Annotated in this window: 17 protein-coding genes; 8 read left to right on the forward strand and 9 right to left on the reverse strand. The window is 76.0% G+C overall.

The features are described 5' to 3' along the window. Positions 1-75: 75 nt before the first annotated feature. Both CUD01_RS11570 and CUD01_RS11575 read right to left on the reverse strand, forming a co-directional pair. Complete coding sequence (locus CUD01_RS11570) at positions 76-813, reverse strand: response regulator (protein ID WP_094180537.1); 738 nt, start codon at positions 811-813, stop codon at positions 76-78. An 18-nt stretch (positions 814-831) separates the two neighbouring features. Then, the gene (locus CUD01_RS11575) at positions 832-2085 is read right to left on the reverse strand and encodes a sensor histidine kinase (RefSeq protein WP_141321218.1); all 1254 of its coding nucleotides are present in this window, start codon (positions 2083-2085) and stop codon (positions 832-834) included. Between the two features lie 251 nt (positions 2086-2336). Between CUD01_RS11575 and CUD01_RS11580 the strand changes: the two genes are divergently transcribed. The 3 genes from CUD01_RS11580 to manA all read left to right on the forward strand — a co-directional run bounded on the left by CUD01_RS11580 (position 2337) and on the right by manA (position 5762). Further along, positions 2337-3032, forward strand: coding sequence for a response regulator transcription factor (locus tag CUD01_RS11580; protein ID WP_094180535.1), 696 nt, complete (start codon positions 2337-2339; stop codon positions 3030-3032). 12 nt (positions 3033-3044) lie between these two features. Then, a complete protein-coding gene (locus tag CUD01_RS11585; protein ID WP_094180534.1) occupies positions 3045-4370 on the forward strand; it encodes a sensor histidine kinase in 1326 nt (441 codons plus the stop codon). Positions 4371-4565: 195 nt separating this feature from the next. Then, the gene (gene manA / locus CUD01_RS11590) at positions 4566-5762 is read left to right on the forward strand and encodes a mannose-6-phosphate isomerase, class I (RefSeq protein WP_141321220.1); all 1197 of its coding nucleotides are present in this window, start codon (positions 4566-4568) and stop codon (positions 5760-5762) included. 36 nt (positions 5763-5798) lie between these two features. On the opposite strand, the gene CUD01_RS11595 is transcribed toward manA, so the two are convergent. Further along, positions 5799-6380, reverse strand: coding sequence for a GtrA family protein (locus CUD01_RS11595; RefSeq protein WP_244937763.1), 582 nt, complete (start codon positions 6378-6380; stop codon positions 5799-5801). Positions 6381-6453: 73 nt separating this feature from the next. Here CUD01_RS11595 and CUD01_RS11600 point away from each other — a divergent pair, with 73 nt between their 5' ends. After that, positions 6454-7653: a 5-(carboxyamino)imidazole ribonucleotide synthase gene (locus CUD01_RS11600; RefSeq protein WP_141321224.1), complete on the forward strand. Its 1200-nt coding sequence runs from the start codon at positions 6454-6456 to the stop codon at positions 7651-7653. A 2-nt stretch (positions 7654-7655) separates the two neighbouring features. After that, on the forward strand, positions 7656-8195 hold the full coding sequence (gene purE, locus CUD01_RS11605; protein ID WP_141321226.1) for a 5-(carboxyamino)imidazole ribonucleotide mutase: 540 nt from the start codon (positions 7656-7658) through the stop codon (positions 8193-8195). A 52-nt stretch (positions 8196-8247) separates the two neighbouring features. Here purE and CUD01_RS11610 read toward each other — a convergent pair whose 3' ends face one another. Genes CUD01_RS11610 through CUD01_RS11625 form a run of 4 tightly spaced genes read right to left on the reverse strand, consistent with a single transcriptional unit; the run spans position 8248 to position 12643 of the window. Next, positions 8248-9441: a DUF6716 putative glycosyltransferase gene (locus tag CUD01_RS11610; protein ID WP_141321228.1), complete on the reverse strand. Its 1194-nt coding sequence runs from the start codon at positions 9439-9441 to the stop codon at positions 8248-8250. Further along, positions 9438-10433 carry a hypothetical protein gene (locus tag CUD01_RS11615; RefSeq protein WP_141321230.1) on the reverse strand — a complete coding sequence of 332 codons (996 nt, stop codon included), beginning with the start codon at positions 10431-10433 and terminating at the stop codon, positions 9438-9440. Before CUD01_RS11615 ends, CUD01_RS11610 begins: the two co-directional genes overlap by 4 nt. A 22-nt stretch (positions 10434-10455) precedes the next feature. Beyond that, positions 10456-11352, reverse strand: a complete 897-nt coding sequence (locus CUD01_RS11620; RefSeq protein WP_094180528.1) for an N-acetylneuraminate synthase family protein — start codon at positions 11350-11352, stop codon at positions 10456-10458. 52 nt (positions 11353-11404) lie between these two features. Further along, positions 11405-12643, reverse strand: coding sequence for an acylneuraminate cytidylyltransferase (locus CUD01_RS11625; RefSeq protein ID WP_141321232.1), 1239 nt, complete (start codon positions 12641-12643; stop codon positions 11405-11407). 343 nt (positions 12644-12986) lie between these two features. On the opposite strand from CUD01_RS11625, the gene CUD01_RS16595 reads away from it, so the two are divergent. Genes CUD01_RS16595 through CUD01_RS11640 form a run of 3 tightly spaced genes read left to right on the forward strand, consistent with a single transcriptional unit; the run spans position 12987 to position 16359 of the window. Next, positions 12987-13976, forward strand: a complete 990-nt coding sequence (locus CUD01_RS16595) for a glycosyltransferase family 2 protein (RefSeq protein WP_166771965.1) — start codon at positions 12987-12989, stop codon at positions 13974-13976. After that, entirely contained in the window at positions 13973-14641 is a 669-nt protein-coding gene (locus CUD01_RS11635; protein WP_141321236.1) for a hypothetical protein, read from the forward strand. The genes CUD01_RS16595 and CUD01_RS11635 overlap by 4 nt, the downstream gene beginning before the upstream one ends. After that, entirely contained in the window at positions 14638-16359 is a 1722-nt protein-coding gene (locus CUD01_RS11640; protein WP_166771966.1) for a glycosyltransferase family 2 protein, read from the forward strand. The genes CUD01_RS11635 and CUD01_RS11640 overlap by 4 nt, the downstream gene beginning before the upstream one ends. 61 nt (positions 16360-16420) lie before the next feature. Here the strand turns inward: CUD01_RS11640 and CUD01_RS11645 are convergent, their stop codons facing one another. Together CUD01_RS11645 and CUD01_RS16600 are read right to left on the reverse strand one after the other, a co-directional pair. Next, complete coding sequence (locus CUD01_RS11645) at positions 16421-17512, reverse strand: glycosyltransferase family 4 protein (protein WP_094180524.1); 1092 nt, start codon at positions 17510-17512, stop codon at positions 16421-16423. A 15-nt stretch (positions 17513-17527) separates the two neighbouring features. Further along, the coding region (locus CUD01_RS16600) for a hypothetical protein (RefSeq protein WP_170209616.1) at positions 17528-17972 on the reverse strand (445 nt) is incomplete at its 5' end.

Here is a 17972-nt window from a genome sequence, read left to right on the forward strand (position 1 = left end):
GACGTGGGGTGCCGCGGTCATCCCTTGGCATGACCCGGCGTGCGACCGTGGGTGCGCCGTCGGGTGCGCCCGCGCTCAGGTCCCGGGCGTGACCAGTCCCGCCTCGTAGGCGGTGACGACCGCCTGCACCCGGTCGCGTGCGCCGAGCTTGGCGAGGATGCGCCCCACGTGCGTCTTGACGGTGGCCTCGGCGACGAACAGGTCGCGGCCGATCTCGGTGTTGGACCGGCCGCGCGCCATGAGCAGCAGGACCTCGCGCTCGCGCTCGGTGAGGTCGTCGACGGCCGCGCGAGCGGGGCTCGGCGGGCCGTCCGGCACGGCCTCGGGCAGCGCCGAGACGAGGTGCTCGATGAGCCGGCGCGTGGACGACGGCGCGATGACGGCGTCGCCACGGTGCACCGTGCGGATCGCGGTGAGCATCTCCTCGGGCGGCGCGTCCTTGAGCAGGAACCCGCTCGCGCCCGCGCGGATCGCGGACATGACGTACTCGTCGAGGTCGAACGTCGTCAGGACGATGACGCGCGGTGCCGGGTCGGCGTCCGTGCCGCGCGCGATGATCTGCGCGGTCGCCTCGAGCCCGTCCATCGTCGGCATGCGCACGTCCATGAGCACGACGTCGACGCGACCGAGCGCGGTGCGGGCCGCGGGGTCGAGCGCCCGGACGGCCTGGGCCCCGTCGCCCGCCTCCAGGACCACCTCGAGGTCCGGCTGCGAGTCGATGACCATGCGGAAGCCCGCACGCACGAGCTGCTGGTCGTCGACGAGCGCGACGCGCACGACGTCGCTTCGGTGGGCGCTCGGCTGCTCGGTCACGGGCGTGCTCCTCGGGTGTCAGGCGTCGGGTGCCGCGGTGCGCGGCCGGTCGGGGAACGGCAGTCGCGCGCGCACACGGTAGCCGCCGCCGGGCCGCGGACCCGCGGTGACCGAGCCGCCGAACATGGTGGCGCGCTCGTGCATGCCGCGCAGCCCCTGCCCGAGCCCGTCCGTGCCCGCGGACGCGCCCCGGCCGTCGTCGGTGACGTCCAGCTCGATCGAGTCGGGCCGCCACTGGACCACGACGGTGACGCGCGGTGCGGGCCCCGCGTGCTTGAGCACGTTCGTGAGCGCCTCCTGCGTGATGCGGTACACCGCGAGCCCCACGCCGGGCGGCAGCGGGCGCGGCTCGCCCATCCGCACGAGCGAGACCTGGGCGCCGCTCGCGCGGACCTGGTCGACGAGCCGCGGGATGTCGGACTCGCCGGGCTGGGGCGCGACCTCGGTCAGCGGTGCCTGGTGCAGGACCCCCGGGCCGTCGGCGGTCGCGCGCAGCCGCCCGTCGGGCTCGCTGCGCAGCACGCCGAGCAGGCGGCGCATGTCGGTGAGCGCGGCGCGGCCGGTCTCCGCGATCGTCTCGAGCGCGCGTCCCGCGGCGCCCGGGTCGGACTCCGCGGCGTAGCGGCCGCCGTCGGCCTGCGCGATGACGACGGACAGCGAGTGCGCGACGATGTCGTGCATCTCGCGCGCGATGCGCGCGCGCTCGGCCTGCGTGGCGAGCTGCGCCTGCTGGTCCCGCTCGTTCTCGAGGCGCACCGCGCGGTCGACGAGCGCCTCGAGCGTCTCGCGGCGCGAGCGGCGCACGAGCCCGAACGCCCACACGGTGAGCGAGCTGGTGCCGATGAGCAGCGCGGCCACCGTCACCACGGGCGCCGTCATGTCGGCGACGAGCCGCAGGGGGAGCAGCACGCCCGCGGCGAGCGCGCACGCGATCGCCGCGCGGTGCGCCCACACGGGGCCGTGCACGGTGACCGAGTACAGCGCGACGAGCACCGCGAGGTCCCCGGGCAGCACCGTGGGGGCGACGACGAGCTGGGCCAGGCCCACGGCGTACACGGCGCCGGCCGATGCGACGGGCTGCACGCGCCGCCACGCGAGCGGGGCGACGAGCAGGAGCGTCCAGCCGAGCATGGCGTCGGACGACGGCGCCATGCCGACGCCGGTCACGAGCGACAGGGGGCTGACCACGACGAAGAAGAGGACGGCACCGACGGCGTCGACGACGAACCGGTGCGAGTCCTCCCAGCGCAGCAGCCGGTCCCACGTGCTCACCCCGCGAGCGTAGGGCGGCGCGCGCACGCTCGTCGTACCCCCGCAGGCGGACGGTCGCGCGGGCCGCTACGACGTGGGTCGCGGGTCGGTCACCCCTCTCGCGGTCCGGCGCGGCCCGCGTCGGACGCCGCACGAGCCACCGCCGGGTACGTGCGTGCACGCACTCCCGGGCGCATCTCACACCCGTCGACGTGCACCCGTGGGCCGCGAGTCCTGGCGGTGGATACCAGGGCGTGACCTAGCATGGGGCAATGACCCAGGTGCTTCTGGCGGAGGACGACCCCGCTATTGCCGAGCCTTTGGCCCGGGCCCTCGGACGTGAAGGCTATGACGTCCGCGTGCAAGGGACCGGTCAAGGCGCCATCGACGGGGCCGCCGCCGCGGACCTGGTGGTGCTCGACCTGGGGCTCCCGGACATGGACGGCCTCGACGTCGCCCGCGCCATCCGCAACCAGGGCCTCACGACGCCCGTGCTCGTCCTGACGGCGCGCGCCGACGAGGTCGACCTCGTCGTCGGGCTCGACGCGGGCGCCGACGACTACGTGACCAAGCCCTTCCGGCTCGCCGAGCTGCTGGCGCGCGTGCGGGCCCTGCTGCGCCGCACCGCCGTCGAGGCGGGTGACGAGGACGAGCTGCACGCGCAGAACGTGCGCGTCGACGTCGCGGCCCACCGCGCGTTCCAGGGCGAGCGCGAGCTGCACCTGACCGCCAAGGAGTTCGACCTGCTGCGCGTGCTCGTCGCGTCGGCCGGCACCGTCGTCGCGCGCGACACGCTCATGCGCGAGGTGTGGGACTCGGACCCGACGGGCTCGACCAAGACGCTCGACATGCACGTGTCGTGGCTGCGTCGCAAGCTCGGCGACGACGCGAACGCGCCGCGCTACATCTCCACCGTCCGCGGCATGGGCTTCCGGTTCGAGACCGGGCCCGTGCCCGCCGGCGGCTGAGGCCGGCGGCGCGTGCGTCGTCGCGTCCTGCAGGCGACCATCGCGGCGGTGACCGTCGCGGTGGTGCTGCTCGGCTTCCCGCTGGCGTTCCTCGGTGCGCAGCTCGTGCGCGAGAACGAGGTGCAGCGGATCGAGACGCGCGCGCAGTCGGCCGCGCGTGCGGTGGACTTCCGCATCGGCCTGGGCATCGAGCTCAACGACCAGATGTTCGAGCCGTTCGCCACGGGCAGCGAGGGTGACCTGCCCGCCTCCGTCGTGGTGCACGCGCCCGACGGCACGGTCTACCAGGCGGGGGAGCGGGTCGACGGCCGCACCGAGTCGGTGCGGGCGCTGTCCGACCAGGGTGCGGTCGTCGTGCTGTACGTCTCCTGGTGGGAGGTGTTCTGGCTCGGGGCGCGCGTGATCGCGCTCGTCGTCGTCGCGGCCGTCGTCGCGTTCGCCGCGGGCATCGCGATGGCGATCTGGCAGGCGAACCGGCTCGCGGCGCCGCTGGTCTACCTCGCGGCGTCGGCGGAGCAGCTCGGCTCGGGCCAGGTGCGCCCGCAGCTCGAGCCGTCCGGCGTCGAGGAGATCGACCTCGTGGCGTCCGAGCTCGCGCGCAGCGCCGACCGCATGGCCGGCCGGCTCGCGGCCGAGCGCAAGTTCGCCTCCGACGCGTCCCACCAGCTGCGCACACCGCTCACGGCGCTGTCGATGCGGCTCGAGGAGATCATGCTCGCCTCCGACGACGAGGAGGTGCGTGAGGAGGCCCGCATCAGCCTCGAGCAGGTCGAGCGCCTCGTGCGGGTCGTGGACGACCTGCTCATGGCGTCGCGCCGGGCCCAGGGCGGCACGACGGAGGCGGTCCGGCTGATCGACGTCGTGCACCAGCAGGAGGAGGAGTGGTCGGCGACGTTCGAGGCCGTCGGGCGCCGGTTCGTCGTCGAGGTGGACGCCGCGACGCAGGTGCTCGCGACGCCCGGTGCGCTCGCGCAGGTGCTCGCGACCCTCATCGAGAACTCGCTGCGGCACGGCGACGGGACGACGACCGTCCGGTCGCGCTCCGGCGGACCGTCGGGCACGGTCGTGGTCGAGGTCGCGGACGAGGGTGAGGGTGTGCCCGACGAGCTCGCGGGGCGGATCTTCGAGCGGGACGTGACCTCCGGCAAGGGCACGGGCCTGGGCCTCGCGCTGGCCCGCGACCTCGCGTCCGCCGACGGCGGGCGCCTCGAGCTCGCGCAGCGGCGGCCCGCGGTGTTCGCGCTGTTCCTGTCCGGCGTGCCCGCGTCGCTGCGCCCCGACGTGGTGCTCCCGCTCGGCGCGGTCGTCTCGTCGCGCCCCGACCGCCGACGGCGCTGAGGCCGCGGCGCCGGACGGCGACGGGCGTGTGTGGCGTTCCGCACAGCCCGATCCGGGGCGAACGGGGTCAGGTGCGCCCGCGCCGGTGGGGGCCACCGGCGCGGGCGCGTTGCGGACACCTGAGGCGGAATCGCCCGCGAGGGTCGCCCGGTAGGGTGTGGGGAACCTTTGCGCCCCCGCCCGGAAGGACGCGCGTTGTACCGCCTCGCTCCCGCGACCCAGAGCTACGCCTGGGGCTCGACGACCGCGATCCCGCAGCTGCTCGGCACCGAGCCCGACGGCCGTCCCGTGGCCGAGGCCTGGTTCGGCGCCCACCCGCTCGGGCCCGCCCGCCTGACCGGCGCCGACGCCGAGCGCCTCGACGCGCTGGTCGCGGCCGACCCCCGCGGGGCTCTCGGGGAGGACGTCGTCGCGCGGTTCGGCCGGCAGCTGCCGTACCTGCTCAAGGTCATCGCCGCGGCCTCGCCCCTGTCCCTGCAGGTCCACCCGTCCCGGGCCCGGGCGCACGCCGGCTACGAGCGTGAGGACGCCGCGGGCGTCCCGCTCGACGCGCCGCACCGCAGCTACCGCGACCGCAACCACAAGCCCGAGCTCGTGTTCGCGCTCTCGCGGTTCGAGGCGATGGTGGGCTTCCGTGCGCCGCGCCGCGCCGCGGAGCTGCTCGTCGGGCTCGAGTCGACACTCGCCGAGCAGCTGCACAAGATCCTCGCCGACGACCCGACGCCCCAGGGTGTGCGGACCGCGTTCGAGTGGCTCCTCGCGCCGCACACCCGTCCGAACCCCGACGACGTCGCCGAGCTCGCCCGTGCGTGCCAGCGCCGCCTGGACGCCGGCTCGCCGTCACCCCGCACGGACGGCACGGTCGTGCGCCTCGACGCCCAGTACCCCGGCGACCCCGGCGCCGTGACGTCGGTCCTGCTCAACCCCGTGACGCTGCAGCCGGGCGAGGCGCTGTTCGTCCCCGCGGGCGCGGTGCACGCCTACCTCGAGGGGCTCGCGGTCGAGCTCATGGCGAACTCCGACAACGTGCTGCGCGCGGGTCTGACCGCCAAGCACGTCGACCTGCCGGAGCTGCTCGACAACCTCGACGTCGTCGCCGCCCCGCCGATCCGCATCGCGCCCGAGCACGTGTTCACCGCGACCGCGGTGTACTACGCACCCGTCGACGACTTCGAGCTGTCGGTCACCACGCTGGCGGACGACGCCGAGACCGTGCGCCTGCCCGGCCGCGGACCGCGCATCCTGCTGTGCCTCGACGGGACGGTCGAGCTGCACGGCGAGCACGACGGGACGCTCGAGCTCGTCGCCGGGCAGTCGGCGTTCGTGCCCGCCTCGGACGGTCTGCTCACGGCGCGCGGTACGGGCCGCGTCGTCCAGGCGGACGTGCCCTGACCCGACGTCCCGGCCGGGGCTCCGGCGGGCGCGGCGTCAGCCGTCGTGGTGCTCGAGGTGCTCCTCGGCCGCCAGCACGGCACCGAGCGGGATGACGGGCTGCACGGCGAGCGCCACGGCCGCCTCCTGCGCGGCGTGCTCGTCGCGGCCCTCGTCGGCGGGCGTCGTCTCGCCCGTGAACACCCACTGCTTGTAGCCGACGTACCGCAGGACCGTGCCGAGCGCGATGCCGATGAGGTTCGCGACGTTGTCCGGGACGGGCCCGTCGAGGTGCAGCACGTACTGCGAGAACGCGAGCGGCGCGGCGCCGACCGCCAGGCCCAGGCCGTTGACGACGACGAACAGGAACAGCTCGCGCCCGCGGTGCCGCGTGCGCTGCGACGCGAACGTCCACAGCCGGTTGCCGACCCACGACACGAGCGTGGCGACGAGCGTCGCCACCACCTTCGCGGTGAGCGGCTTGGCCGCGAGCAGCTCGCCGGGGCCGAACCGCAGCAGGTTGTACAGGCCGACGTCGACGACGAACGCCACGCCACCGACGGACAGGAACCGTGCGAGCTCGAGGAGCCGGGCCCGGTGGTCGGGTCCGAGCAGTCGCGTCAGCACGGCGGTCGTCACGTCCGCGAGGATATCCCGCGCCCCCGTGGACGCCTCGTCGGACCCTGGTCCTACTCGGTTAGGGTGGGCGCCCGTGAACGCACCCGTGGTGGCCGTGGTCGGCGGTGGGCAGCTCGCCCGCATGATGGCTCCCGCAGCGACCGCGCTCGGGGTGCACCTGCGCGTGCTGGTCGAGAGCGCGACGGGCTCCGCCGCGCAGGTCGTCGTCGACGCGCCCGTGGGGGCCGCCTCGGACGAGGACGCGATCACCGCGCTCGTCGCGGGTGCCGACGTGCTCACGTTCGAGCACGAGCACGTGCCCGGCGCGCTGCTCGACCGCATCGCCGGCTCGGGTGTCCCGGTCCGGCCCGGCGCCGCCGCGCTCGTGCACGCGCAGGACAAGATCGTCATGCGCCGCCGGCTCACCGAGCTCGGTGTGCCGTGCCCGCGGTGGGCGCCCGTGACCACGCGCGAGGACCTGGCGCGGTTCCTCGCGGGCAGCGCCGACGGCACCGCGGTCGTCAAGACCGCGCGCGGCGGCTACGACGGCAAGGGTGTGCGCGTCGTGGCGGCCGACGACGAGGCCGACGACTGGCTCGCCGCGGCCGCCCGGCCCGGCGGGGTGCCCGTCCTGGTCGAGGAGAAGGTGCCCTTCACGCGTGAGCTCGCCGCGCTCGTCGCGCGTCGCCCCTCGGGCGAGGTACGCACCTGGCCGGTGGTCGAGTCCGTGCAGCGCGACGGCGTGTGCGCGGAGGTGGTCGCCCCGGCGCCCGACCTGGCGGAGGACACCCGCGCCCAGGCGCTCGACGTGGCGGTGCGGGTCGCGGAGGGGCTCGGGGTCGTCGGTGTGCTCGCGGTCGAGCTGTTCGAGGTGCCGGACCCGGACGGCGGCGCCCCGCGCGTGCTCGTCAACGAGCTCGCGATGCGCCCGCACAACTCGGGTCACTGGACGATCGACGGCTCGGTGACCAGCCAGTTCGAGCAGCACCTGCGCGCGGTGCTCGACCTGCCGCTGGGCGACGTCACGCCGCGCGCACCCTGGACCGTCATGGCGAACGTGCTCGGCTCGACGCTGCCCGAGCTGACCGACGCGCTGCCCGCCGTGGCCGCGCTCGACCCGGGCGCGAAGGTCCAGCTCTACGGCAAGGAGGTGCGTCCGGGCCGCAAGCTCGCGCACGTCAACGTGAGCGGGGACGACCTGGCGCAGGTGCGCGCGCGTGCGCTCGCCGCCGCCGCGCTGCTGCGCGGCGAGCAGCCGGGGCAGGATGGCCCCACCCGGACGGACGGAGAGTGACCATGACCGCAGGCGCCCGCGTGGGCATCGTGATGGGTTCGGACTCGGACTGGCCGGTCATGCAGGCCGCCGCCGAGGCGCTCGCCGAGTTCGACGTGCCCGTCGAGGTCGACGTCGTCTCGGCGCACCGGCAGCCCGACAAGATGGTCGCGTACGGCCGCGAGGCCGCGGCGCGCGGGCTGCGGGTGATCGTCGCCGGGGCCGGGGGTGCCGCGCACCTGCCGGGCATGCTCGCCGCGGTCACGACGCTCCCGGTGGTGGGCGTGCCGGTCCCGCTGCGCCACCTCGACGGGTTGGACTCGTTGCTGTCGATCGTGCAGATGCCGGCCGGTGTCCCCGTGGCGACGGTGTCGGTCGGTGGCGCGCGCAACGCGGGGCTGCTCGCGGTGCGGATCCTCGCGTCGGGCACCGACGACGAGGCCGTGCGCCTGGCCGCCGCGATGGCGACGTTCCAGGACGGTCTGCGCGAGCAGGCCGACGCGAAGGGCGAGCGTCTGCGCGCGCAGGCCGCGGGCCGACCCGCGACGGGCTTCACCGCCTGACCCGCACGTCGCGAGGCGGGACGGGCCGTGCGATGTGGACGTGCCGGCCCCGTCAGGGGGCCAGACGGCGGGTCGCGCGCACGCTGGGCATGAGCGCCATGACGCGACGCGACGCCGCGGGGGCCGCGAGCCGCAGGCGCCGGCGCAGGTGCGACGGGACCGAGCCGACGCGCGGCGGCGCCGCGAGCGGGGCCAGGGGCGCGGCGAGGAGCTCGTCGAGCGCCCCCGGCAGCTCGTCGGGCGTGTCCTGCAGGTAGTTCTCGCGCAGCCAGGCCGGGTCCGCGTGGTGCACGCGCGCGGCCGCGAGGTCGGCGAGCGAGCCGACCAGGCCGCTGTCGGCGTACGCCGCGGTGAGGTTGTGCTCGCCGATCCCGAAGTCGTCCAGCACGAGCGCGCGCAGGCCGAGCGCGAGCGCCTCGAGCAGCGCGGTCGAGCTGACGGTCACCAGCGCGGTGCCGGGCACGAGGAACTCCTCGAGCGGACCCGTCGCCACGCGCAGGCGGGCGACGCCCGGCTCGTCGGCGTGCCGTGCGGTGAGCGCGTCGAACGGGAACGCCTCGTGGTGCGTCTGCGGCTCGCCGACGAGCCCGCGCAGCTTGACGACGACGTCGAGGTCCGGCCGGGCCTCGGCGAGCGCGGCGAGCCCGCGCAGCAGTCGGACGCGGTCGTCGAGCGTCTCGGGGAACTTCGCCTGGGGCGCGAACACGACGCGGTGCAGCGCGGTCGTGTCGGGCTCGGGCAGGGCACCGACCGTGCCGGCGAGGAACGGCAGACGGTCGACCACGAGGCGCGACCGCGTGCCGAGCTGCCGCGCGAGCTCGTCGAACGCGCGCGCCTCGCGGTGCGAGTGCACGACGAACAGGTCGGCCGTCGCGCGGTAGCGCAGCGCGAGCGCGGTCGCGGGCAGCGACATCCCCGGCAGACCCGTGACGACCACGGGACGCGCCGGCAGGCCGGGCAGCGCGCGCAGCACGAGCTCGGCGGCGGGGCCCGTGGTCGCGACGAGCAGCACGTCCGGCGGTGCCGCGCGCAGCGTGCGGACCAGCGCGCGCAGCCGCAGCAGCCGCGGCGCCGCGGCCGCGAGGCGGGTCCCGGCGACCGCCGCGCGGACCTGCGCGGGGGAGGGACGCACCGGGCTGTCGAGCACGACGAGTGACGCCGTCACGTCGTCGAGCCGGTCGAGCGTCGCGGCCGCCCACTTCACGTACGAGTCCGAGTCGGCGACCGCGAGCACCCGCCGCGTCACGCGTGACCCGCGATCGACCGTACCGAGGCGCGGAACCGGGCGCTCGCGTGCGGCGTCCACCACGAGTCGGGCACCGGCGAGCCGACGAGCTCGACGCCCGCGTCCGCGAGGAGGCTGCGCAGGGTCAGCAGCGGCGTCGACGGCAGGCAGTGCACCACCGAGCCGGGCGCCAGGCAGCGCAGGCTCACCTCGACCGGCCACGGGCCGCGCTCGACCCGGATCGAGTCGCGGTCCGCCACCGCCGCCGTGATCGCGGGCGTCTCTCGGCGGTGCGGGATGTAGACGACCTCGTCGTGGCACGCGTCGGCGATCTCGTGGACCCAGGCCGCGTACGCGTCCGGGTCGACCAGCCCGTCGGACGCCATCGCGGACCCGACGACGACGACGCCGGCGCCGTGCAGCTCGGGCTCGCGCAGCGACGCGCTCCACGCGAACGAGTGCCCGACCAGGCGTCCGCCCGTCGCGCGGAACGCGTCCGCCAGGCCGTCCGGCACGGGCAGCGCCGTGAACACCGTGAGCAGGCCGGCGTCCGCGAGCGACAGGAGCCTGCTGCGGGCGGCGGAGGCGAGGGTGCGGCGCGCGAGCCCGGGGTGCGCGCGGGCGCGCACGAGGTAGCGGCCGTCGGCGGCGGTGAGCAGGCGCAGCAGGTGCAGCGTCGCGAGCCCGTCGTCGAGCACGACGAGCGGGCGGCGCACGCCGAGCAGACCGCGCGCCTGGACCGCGCCCGAGAACGCGTCGCCGACCGCGCGGACCTGACCGTGGCGCCACAGGCTGCGCGTGCTCTCGGGGGTGACGGTCGTGCCCGCGGGCAGCGCGATCGTGCCGAGCCGCGCCGCGAGCTCGGCCAGCGGCGTGATGCCCGTGCGGTAGACCACGTCCACCGACGGGCCGAGGAGCCCCGCCGCGCTCGCCTCGAGCGCGGACACCATCTGCAGGGGTGACTCGACCCACGCACGGGCGAGGTCCGTGCGAGTGCTGCTCGAGGTCGTCACGACGACGGGGCTCCGGCGCAGGTCAGGCGCCGACGCGGCGCAGACGCGACAGCGGTGCGAGCTCGCCCGGGAAGACGCGCTTGACGCCGTCACCCATGGCCTGCTCGACGATGCGGATGTCCCGCACGAGGTTCTTCAGGCCCGTGGGCTCGAGCGAGGACGCCTGGTCCGAGCCCCACATCGTGCGGTCGAGCGTGATGTGCCGCTCGACGGCGACCGCGCCGAGCGCGACCGCGGCGACCGAGATCTGCAGCCCGCGCTCGTGGCCCGAGTAGCCGACCGGCACGCCGTAGCGCTCCTGCAGCGTCGTGATCGTGCGCAGGTTCGCCTCCTCGGGAGGCAGCGGGTAGGTCGAGGTCGCGTGCAGCAGGACGAGGCGCTCGGTGCCGAGCGTCTCGACCGCCACGTCGATCTGCTCGAGCGTCGACATGCCGGTCGAGAGGATGACGGGCTTGCCGGTCGCCGCGAGCGCGCCGAGCAGCTCGAGGTCCGTCACGGACGCCGAGGCGACCTTGTGGCCGACGACACCGAGCTCCTCGAGGAACTCGACAGAGGGGACGTCCCACGGCGAGGCGAACCAGTCGAGGCCGCGCGCCGTGGCGTGCGCACCGATCTCGAGGTACTGCTCGCGGCCGAACTCGACGCGGTAGCGGTACTCGAGGTACGTCATCTCGCCCCAGGGCGTCTGACGGATCTGGTCGCGCTGCGCGGCCGGGGTGGAGATGTCCGGCGTGCGCTTCTGGAACTTCACGGCCTGGGCGCCTGCCTCGGCCGCGACGTCGATGAGCTGCTTGGCGATCTCGACGTCCCCGTTGTGGTTCAGGCCGATCTCACCGATCACGTAGACCGGCGCGTCGGCACCGATCCGGTGCGCGCCGAAGGGCACGCCGGCAGGGGTGGCAGTGGGGGAGGTGGTCATCGCTGTCCTCTTCTCGGACGCGCGCCGTGCGCGCGCGTCGTCGTCGTCGCTGTCATCGTGCCACGCCCGCCGGGGCGGGTCCGTCGTCCTGCCGGGCGGCCAGCACCCGGTCGGTCACCTCGCGCACGGCGCCGTGCCCACCCGCGGAGCGCAGCACCACGCGGGCGGCGGCGAGCACCTCGGGACGGGCGTCGGCGACCGCGACGGGCCAGCCGACGAGCGCGAGCGCGGGGAGGTCGTTCACGTCGTTGCCGACGTACGCGACACGCGCGGGGTCGAGCCCGCGCTCGGCCATCCACGCGCGCAGCGCGGACGCCTTGTCCTCGACGGCCTGCAGGCACTCGACGCGGAGCTTGCGGGCGCGTGCGGACACGACCCCGTCGGTCTCCGTCGAGAGGATGAGCACGGGCACGCCCGCGCGACGCAGCCGGGCGACGCCCAGGCCGTCGCCGCGCAGCACGCGCACCGACTCGTTCCCGGCGGCGTCCACGTGCGCCGCGTCGTCGGTGTGCACACCGTCGAAGTCCGTCACGAGCGCGTCGACGTCGATCGCGTCACCGTCGGTCGCGTCGCCGTCGGTCGAGCCGGGCCGCTGTGCCGCGGCGTGCTCGTCGGCGAGCGTGCGCGCGACCGCGAGGTCCGCGGGCGTGTCGATCTCGACGGCGGTCGCCTCGTCGACGACCTCGATCCCGGTGCGCCCGAAGAACCGGTGCCCGCCCTCGCGCAGGCCGCTCGTGCGCATCGCGTAGAACGCGCCCGTCTCGGCGTACAGCGGCTCGCGGTCCTGGCGTCGCGGGCGGTGCGCGGCGTCGTGGCCGACCGCGACGGCCCGGCCGTCGTCGACCCGCCACGTGAACACGTGCGTGGGTGCGGCGGCGAGGACCGAGTCGTCCTCGTCGTCGAGCACGCGGCGCACCGCGTTCGCGAGCGCGGTCGCGTCGATGAACGGGGAGGTGGCCTGCACCAGGACGGTGACCTGCGGGTCGACGCCCTCGGGGAGCAGTGCGTCGAGCGCGTGCAGCACCGCGGACTCGGACGTCGCGGTGTCGCCCGACAGCGCGGCCGGGCGTTCGACGACGCGCGCGCCCGCCGCGCGGGCCTCGGCCGCGATCTGCTCGTGGTCCGTGCTGACGACGACGAGGTCGACCGCCGGCAGGCACGCCTCGACGGCGCGCGCGACCAGCGAGCGGCCGCCGACGGCCTGCAGGTTCTTCAGCGGGACGCCCTTCGACCCGCCGCGGGCGGGGATGACGGCGACCGAGCGCGGGCTCGTCGCGACGCTGCGCTCCAGGGTCGTCCTCCGATGTCGTGTCCCGCGGGCGGGCGGCGGCTCGTGCGGTCTCGTCGTGCTGATCGGTCGTGCAGCTCGTTCGCGCAGATCGGTCGTGCGTGACGTCCCGCGTGGCCGGACGAGGGCCGGTGCGCGACCCGGCGTCAGCCGGGTGCGGCTCCGGCGGGAGGCCGGCCGTGGCCGGCGGACTCCGCCCGTGCCGACACTCGCGTCGGCCTGGTCATCCTATGCTGTCGCCGACATGTGCCGTCGACGTCGGGCGTGTCGCCGCACCCGGGAGCGCCCGGGCGGGACGCGGGCCGACCAGCGGCCGCGCGGCCGACGAGGGACACGGGAGGCGAGCATGCCGGGCCGTCCGGACGCCCTGCTCGACGTCGTGGTGGCCGTGCACGACGGCGCCCGGCACCTGCCGACGTTCGTCGCGAGCGCCCGCCGCAACCTCGCCCCCGGCATCCGGTTCGTGGTGGTGGACGACGCGTCGTCCGACGAGACGCCGCAGCTGCTCGCACGAGCGGCGCGCGAGCTGCCGCTCGAGGTCGTGCGCAACCCCGAGAACCGCGGCGTCGCCGCGAGCCGCAACCGTGCGCTCGACGCCGCGGACGCCCGCTACGTGACGTTCGTCGACGCCGACGACTGGTGCGCTCCCGGGCACCTGCCCGCGATGCTGTCAGCGGTCGAGCGCACGGGCGCCGCGATGGTGCGCACGGACCACGTGCGGGTCGACGGCCTGCGCCGCGAGGCCGAGCGCGCGCCGTGGGACGGACCGCGTGACGTGGCGTTCGCGGCGCGCGAGGGGATCGGCGACGCGGGCGGGCGCGCGCTGGTCGACTACCCGTACCTGTGGGCCGCCGCGTTCGACCGCGAGCGCATCGAGCCGCGGCTGCTGCGGTTCCACGAGGACCTGCGCACGGCCGCGGACCGCCCGTGGTTCTGGCGGCTGCACCTCGCGGACCTCACGTGCGCGGTGGTCGACAGCCCCGGGTACTTCTACCGGCGGTCCGCGGGCTCGGGCTCGCTCACGCAGGCCGGTGCCGACCGTCTGCTGGACTTCCTCCTCGCGTACGACCGCGTCCTCGACCTCGCGCTCGCCGACGGCGACCCGGCCGTCGAGCGGCGCGCGCTGTACGGCGCGTGCCGGATCGTCGACTTCCACGTCTCCCGGCGGCACCGGCTCTCGCGTGCGCTGCAGCGCCGGCTGCTCGCGGGTGCGGCCGCGCTGCTCGCACGCGGCGGCGACGACGCCTTCGAGGTGGCCGTGCAGGGCGCACCCGCGGGCGGCCGACGGCTGCTGCGCGGGCTGCGCGCCACCGGCCGGGCGGCGGGTGCCGCATGAGCACCCTGGTGCTCGCCACCGACGCGCGGCAGGTCGCACGCGCGTGCGACGCCGTGGCGTCCGGCGTGCTGCGCGACGACGACGGGCTGGTGCTGCTCGTCGCCACGCTCGACCCTGTGCCCGAGGTCGCGCCCTCGCCGCTCGACGGCGACGTGGGCGCGGGGCACGACCTGGCGGCGCGGGCCGCGGACGCGTTCGCGCGCGTGCTCGACCTGGGCGCGCTCGTCGCGCCGCAGCACCCGGCGGCGTGGGACGCGCGGGACCTCGCCGCGGGCGCCCCGGTGCTGCTCGACGCGCTCGCGGGCGTGCACCGCGTGGTCCGCTGCGTGGCGGGCCCGGTGCCCGTGCTGCCCCTCGTGCTGCCCGACGCGCGCACCGGCCTGCTGGGCGCGCACGAGGTCGTCGCCGACCCCCACCGGCTCGGCGCGGTCCCGACGCCCGAGCAGGCGTCGGCCGCGCACGGCCGCGTGCTGCGCACCGCGCGACGCGCCCCGGGTGCGGTGCGCCGACGCGTCGAGCGGGCGCTGCGGCCGTGGTGGGAGCGACGCGTGCTCGCGCGCGCCGGGCGTGACCTGGCCGCGCTGCGCGCGCAGGACGACGCCGACGGGACGCCTATGCTGGCGCGGGCCGTGGCGGCCACGCCCGGGTGGAGGAGGAGACGTTGACGGACGGCGAGCGCACGCCCGCGATCTCGGTCGTGGTGCCGACGCACGACGTGGTCGAGTGGGTCGACGACTGCCTGACCAGCATGCTCGACGACCAGGACGTCGACCTCGAGGTGGTCGTCGTCGACGACGGCTCACGTGACGGCACGTGGGAGCGCGTCACGGCGCGCGCCGCGGCCGACCCGCGCGTGCGCGCCTTCCGGGCGCCGGGCGTGGGCGGCGGCCAGGCGCGCAACTTCGGTGTCGAGCAGGCCCGCGGCGAGTTCCTCGCGTTCGCGGACGGCGACGACCTGGTGCCGCGCGGCGCCTACGCGGCGATGCTCGCGTCCGCGCGCTCGTCGGGCTCCGACATGGTCGTCGGCGACTTCCTGAAGTTCTCCGCGCTGCAGACCTGGAGCCCCACCGAGCGGTGGACGGGCTTCGCCGAGCGGGCGCAGGGCCTGACGCTCACGGACCGTCCGCAGCTCGTGCGCAACCGCGCGTGCTGGAACCGGCTGTTCCGCACGCGGTTCTGGCGCGAGCAGGCCATCGCCTACCCGTCCGTCCCGCGCTCGAACGACATCGTCCCGATGGTGACCGCGCTCGTGGCGGCCCGCACGATCGACGTCGTCCCGGACCTCGTCTACCTCTACCGCGAGCGCCCCGGCGGCACGTCCATGACCGCCCAGGCGAGCGCCGACGCCGCGGTCGCGTCGTACCTCACGCAGGAGCTGCTGTGCGCGCGCCTGCTCGGCTCGTACGACGACGACCAGCTCGCCGCGACGTACTGGCAGATGGTGCTCAACGCCGACGGGTGGGTGCACCTGCGCCGCTACGCACGCGGCGCGCAGACGCCGGGCGAGCAGTCCGCTGTCCCGCAGCTCCTCACCGAGCTGCTCTCGCTGCGCCGGACCTACACGTTCTCCCGCCTGCGGCCCGAGAAGCAGGCCGTCTACGCGCTGGGCACGCTCGGCGAGGTCGAGCTCGCGCGCGAGGTCCTGGACGCCATCGGCGACGGCGGCACGGACCCCGTGCCGATGGACCCCGTGCGGGCCATGCGGGCCACGCTGGCCGCCGCGGGCACGGGCCTGCTCGACGAGCGCGCGCAGCGCGGGCTCGCGTACGCGCTCGTCGTCGAGAACGTCGCGGGACGCGCCGTCCCGGTCGACGAGGGGACCGCCGCCGAGCTCGTCGCGCTCGCCGCACCGCACACGGCGTGGTTCACCACGTCCGTCGCCCCCGTCGAGCGTCCGCAGGACCGCCTCGCGCGCGCCGCCCTCGTCGCGGGCGACGCGCACGCCCTGCGTGAGGCGTCCCGTGGCGGTGAGCCGCAGGTCGTCCAGTCCCTCGTCGTCGGGCGGACGGCCGCGCAGGTCGAGCTCGGCCTGCCCGCCGACCTCGCGGCCGGCGCGACGCTCGAGCTGCGCGCGTACAAGCCCGGGCGCCCCGAGACGCAGCGCCCCGTGGGGCGGGTCCGCCGCGACGGCGAGCGGTGGGTCGCCCGCGTGGGCGCGAGCGCGCTGCCGAGCGAGGGCACGTGGGCCCTCGAGCTGCTCGTGACCGCGCCCGACGGCGAGCTGCAGGTGCCGCTCGTCGTGCAACGGTCCGCGGTGCGCCTGGAGGGCGGACGCCTCGGCCGGCTCACGGTGCGGGGCAAGGGCACCGGCCTGGTGACCGTGACGCTGTTCCGCCGCCCGTCGGTCGTGCGCCGCGCGGTGCGCGCGCTGCGCCGTCGCTGAGCCGCCGTCGTCGCTGAGCTGCCCTCGTCGCTGAGGTGCCCCTCGTCGCTGAGCGGGCGGGTCAGCCCGCGAGCGCGCGCGGCGCCGGCCCGACGGGCGCCTGCCCGTCGAGGATGCGCAGGAAGTCGCGGCTCATCGCGTACGGCGGGTAGCGCGACGCGAACGCGGCCGCGTCGTGCGCCGTGCGCCGTGCCGTGCGCAGCGCCGACTGCACCGCGCGTGCCAGGTTCTCCACGACGTCGCCACCCGGGCGGTAGAACGTCACCCACGGCTCGTCGCCGAGCTCCGCGACCAGGTGCGCCTCCCGGGGGAGCACGCACGGGCGCCCGAGGGTCGCCGACAGCAGCACGGACCCCGAGTTCAGGACGCGCTCGTACGGGAACACCATGACGTCCGCGGCCCGGAACCACGTCTGCATGTCCGCGTCCGCGACGAAGTCGTGGAACCGGACCGTGCGCACCCCGCGCGGCAGCGCCGCGTCCACCTGCGGCAGCACGTCGTCACGCGTCTTGCCCGCGAGCAGCAGCGTGAGGTCCTCGACGTCCTGCGCGACCCGCCCCGCGGCGGCCAGCAGCGTCGTGATGCCCTTGTAGGGACGGATCTGCCCGACGAAGCCGATGGTCGGCGACGTGAGCGGCACGTCGAGGCGCGCACGCGCCTGCGCCTGCGTCATCGAGTCGGGGTACACGCCGCGGTAGGACGCGTGGGGGAGCGTGACGACCTTCTCGACCGGCAGCGTGTACTCGTCCGCGACCGCCTCGACGGTGTGCCCGTTGAGCTGGATCACGACGTCCGCGAGCGCGGTCAGGTGCTGCGCGAGCTCCAGCTCCAGGTCGCGGTAGGCGACCTCGTGCGGCAGCTTGTTGTGCACCGTCCACACCAGGCGCACGCCCGACGCGCGCGCCGCGCGGACGGTCGCGACGAACGTGTCGAGCCGCTCCCGCGCGGTCCTCGCGTCCGGTGCGGCCTGGCAGATCGGCGACGTCCAGTGCACGTGCAGCACGTCGCCCGAGCCCAGTGCGCGCGTGCGGCGCACGAGCTCGTCGAACGCGGTCGTGCCCTGCACGTCCCAGCCGGCACCGCGCGTCGCGAGGTACAGCAGGTTGAGGTACGGGTTGTCGCGCCAGGCGGGGAACGCCAGCAGCGTGGGCATGCGGATCCTCTCAGCTCACGCCGGGACGGCGGTCGGGTCGACGTGCAGCGTCCACGCGGTCGGCGGCGGTGCCTCGCCGCCTGCGCCGGACATCACCAGGCCGAGCGTCCCGCGCGGCGCCAACGGCACCTCGGAGCGCGTGCCGAGCCCTTCGACGAGCAGGACGTGCACGTCCCAGCGGTCGCCGCCGCCGTCGGTGGCCGCCGCGGACTCGAGCGCGTGGCGCGGCACCAGGACGTCGACGTCGAGGTGCCACTGACGCGCGTGGAACGGCGAGCGCGGCACGGGGACGACGACGCGTGCGTCGGAGCCCTGCGCACGCAGCACGAGCGCGAGCTCGTCGATGCCGCCGCGCACGTGCGGCACCTGGACCGTGAGGCTCAGGACCCAGCCGCCCGCGGCCGGGCGCTGCGCACGCAGCTCGGCGGCGGCCGGGCAGCCGTGCAGGCGGGCCGCGACC

The sequence above is a fragment of the Cellulomonas uda genome (genome assembly GCF_006538705.1).
Taxonomy (GTDB): Bacteria; Actinomycetota; Actinomycetes; order Actinomycetales; family Cellulomonadaceae; genus Cellulomonas; species Cellulomonas uda.

What these genes read in the sequence shown, in the direction of transcription:
- CUD01_RS11580 (WP_094180535.1), top strand. Translation starts at nt 2,337, where the DNA reads ATGACCCAGGTGCTTCTGGCGGAGGACGACCCCGCTATTGCCGAGCCT.
- purE (WP_141321226.1), top strand. Translation starts at nt 7,656, where the DNA reads ATGACCGCAGGCGCCCGCGTGGGCATCGTGATGGGTTCGGACTCGGAC.
- CUD01_RS11620 (WP_094180528.1), bottom strand. Translation starts at nt 11,352, where the DNA reads ATGACCACCTCCCCCACTGCCACCCCTGCCGGCGTGCCCTTCGGCGCG.
- CUD01_RS16595 (WP_166771965.1), top strand. Translation starts at nt 12,987, where the DNA reads ATGCCGGGCCGTCCGGACGCCCTGCTCGACGTCGTGGTGGCCGTGCAC.
- CUD01_RS11635 (WP_141321236.1), top strand. Translation starts at nt 13,973, where the DNA reads ATGAGCACCCTGGTGCTCGCCACCGACGCGCGGCAGGTCGCACGCGCG.
- CUD01_RS11645 (WP_094180524.1), bottom strand. Translation starts at nt 17,512, where the DNA reads ATGCCCACGCTGCTGGCGTTCCCCGCCTGGCGCGACAACCCGTACCTC.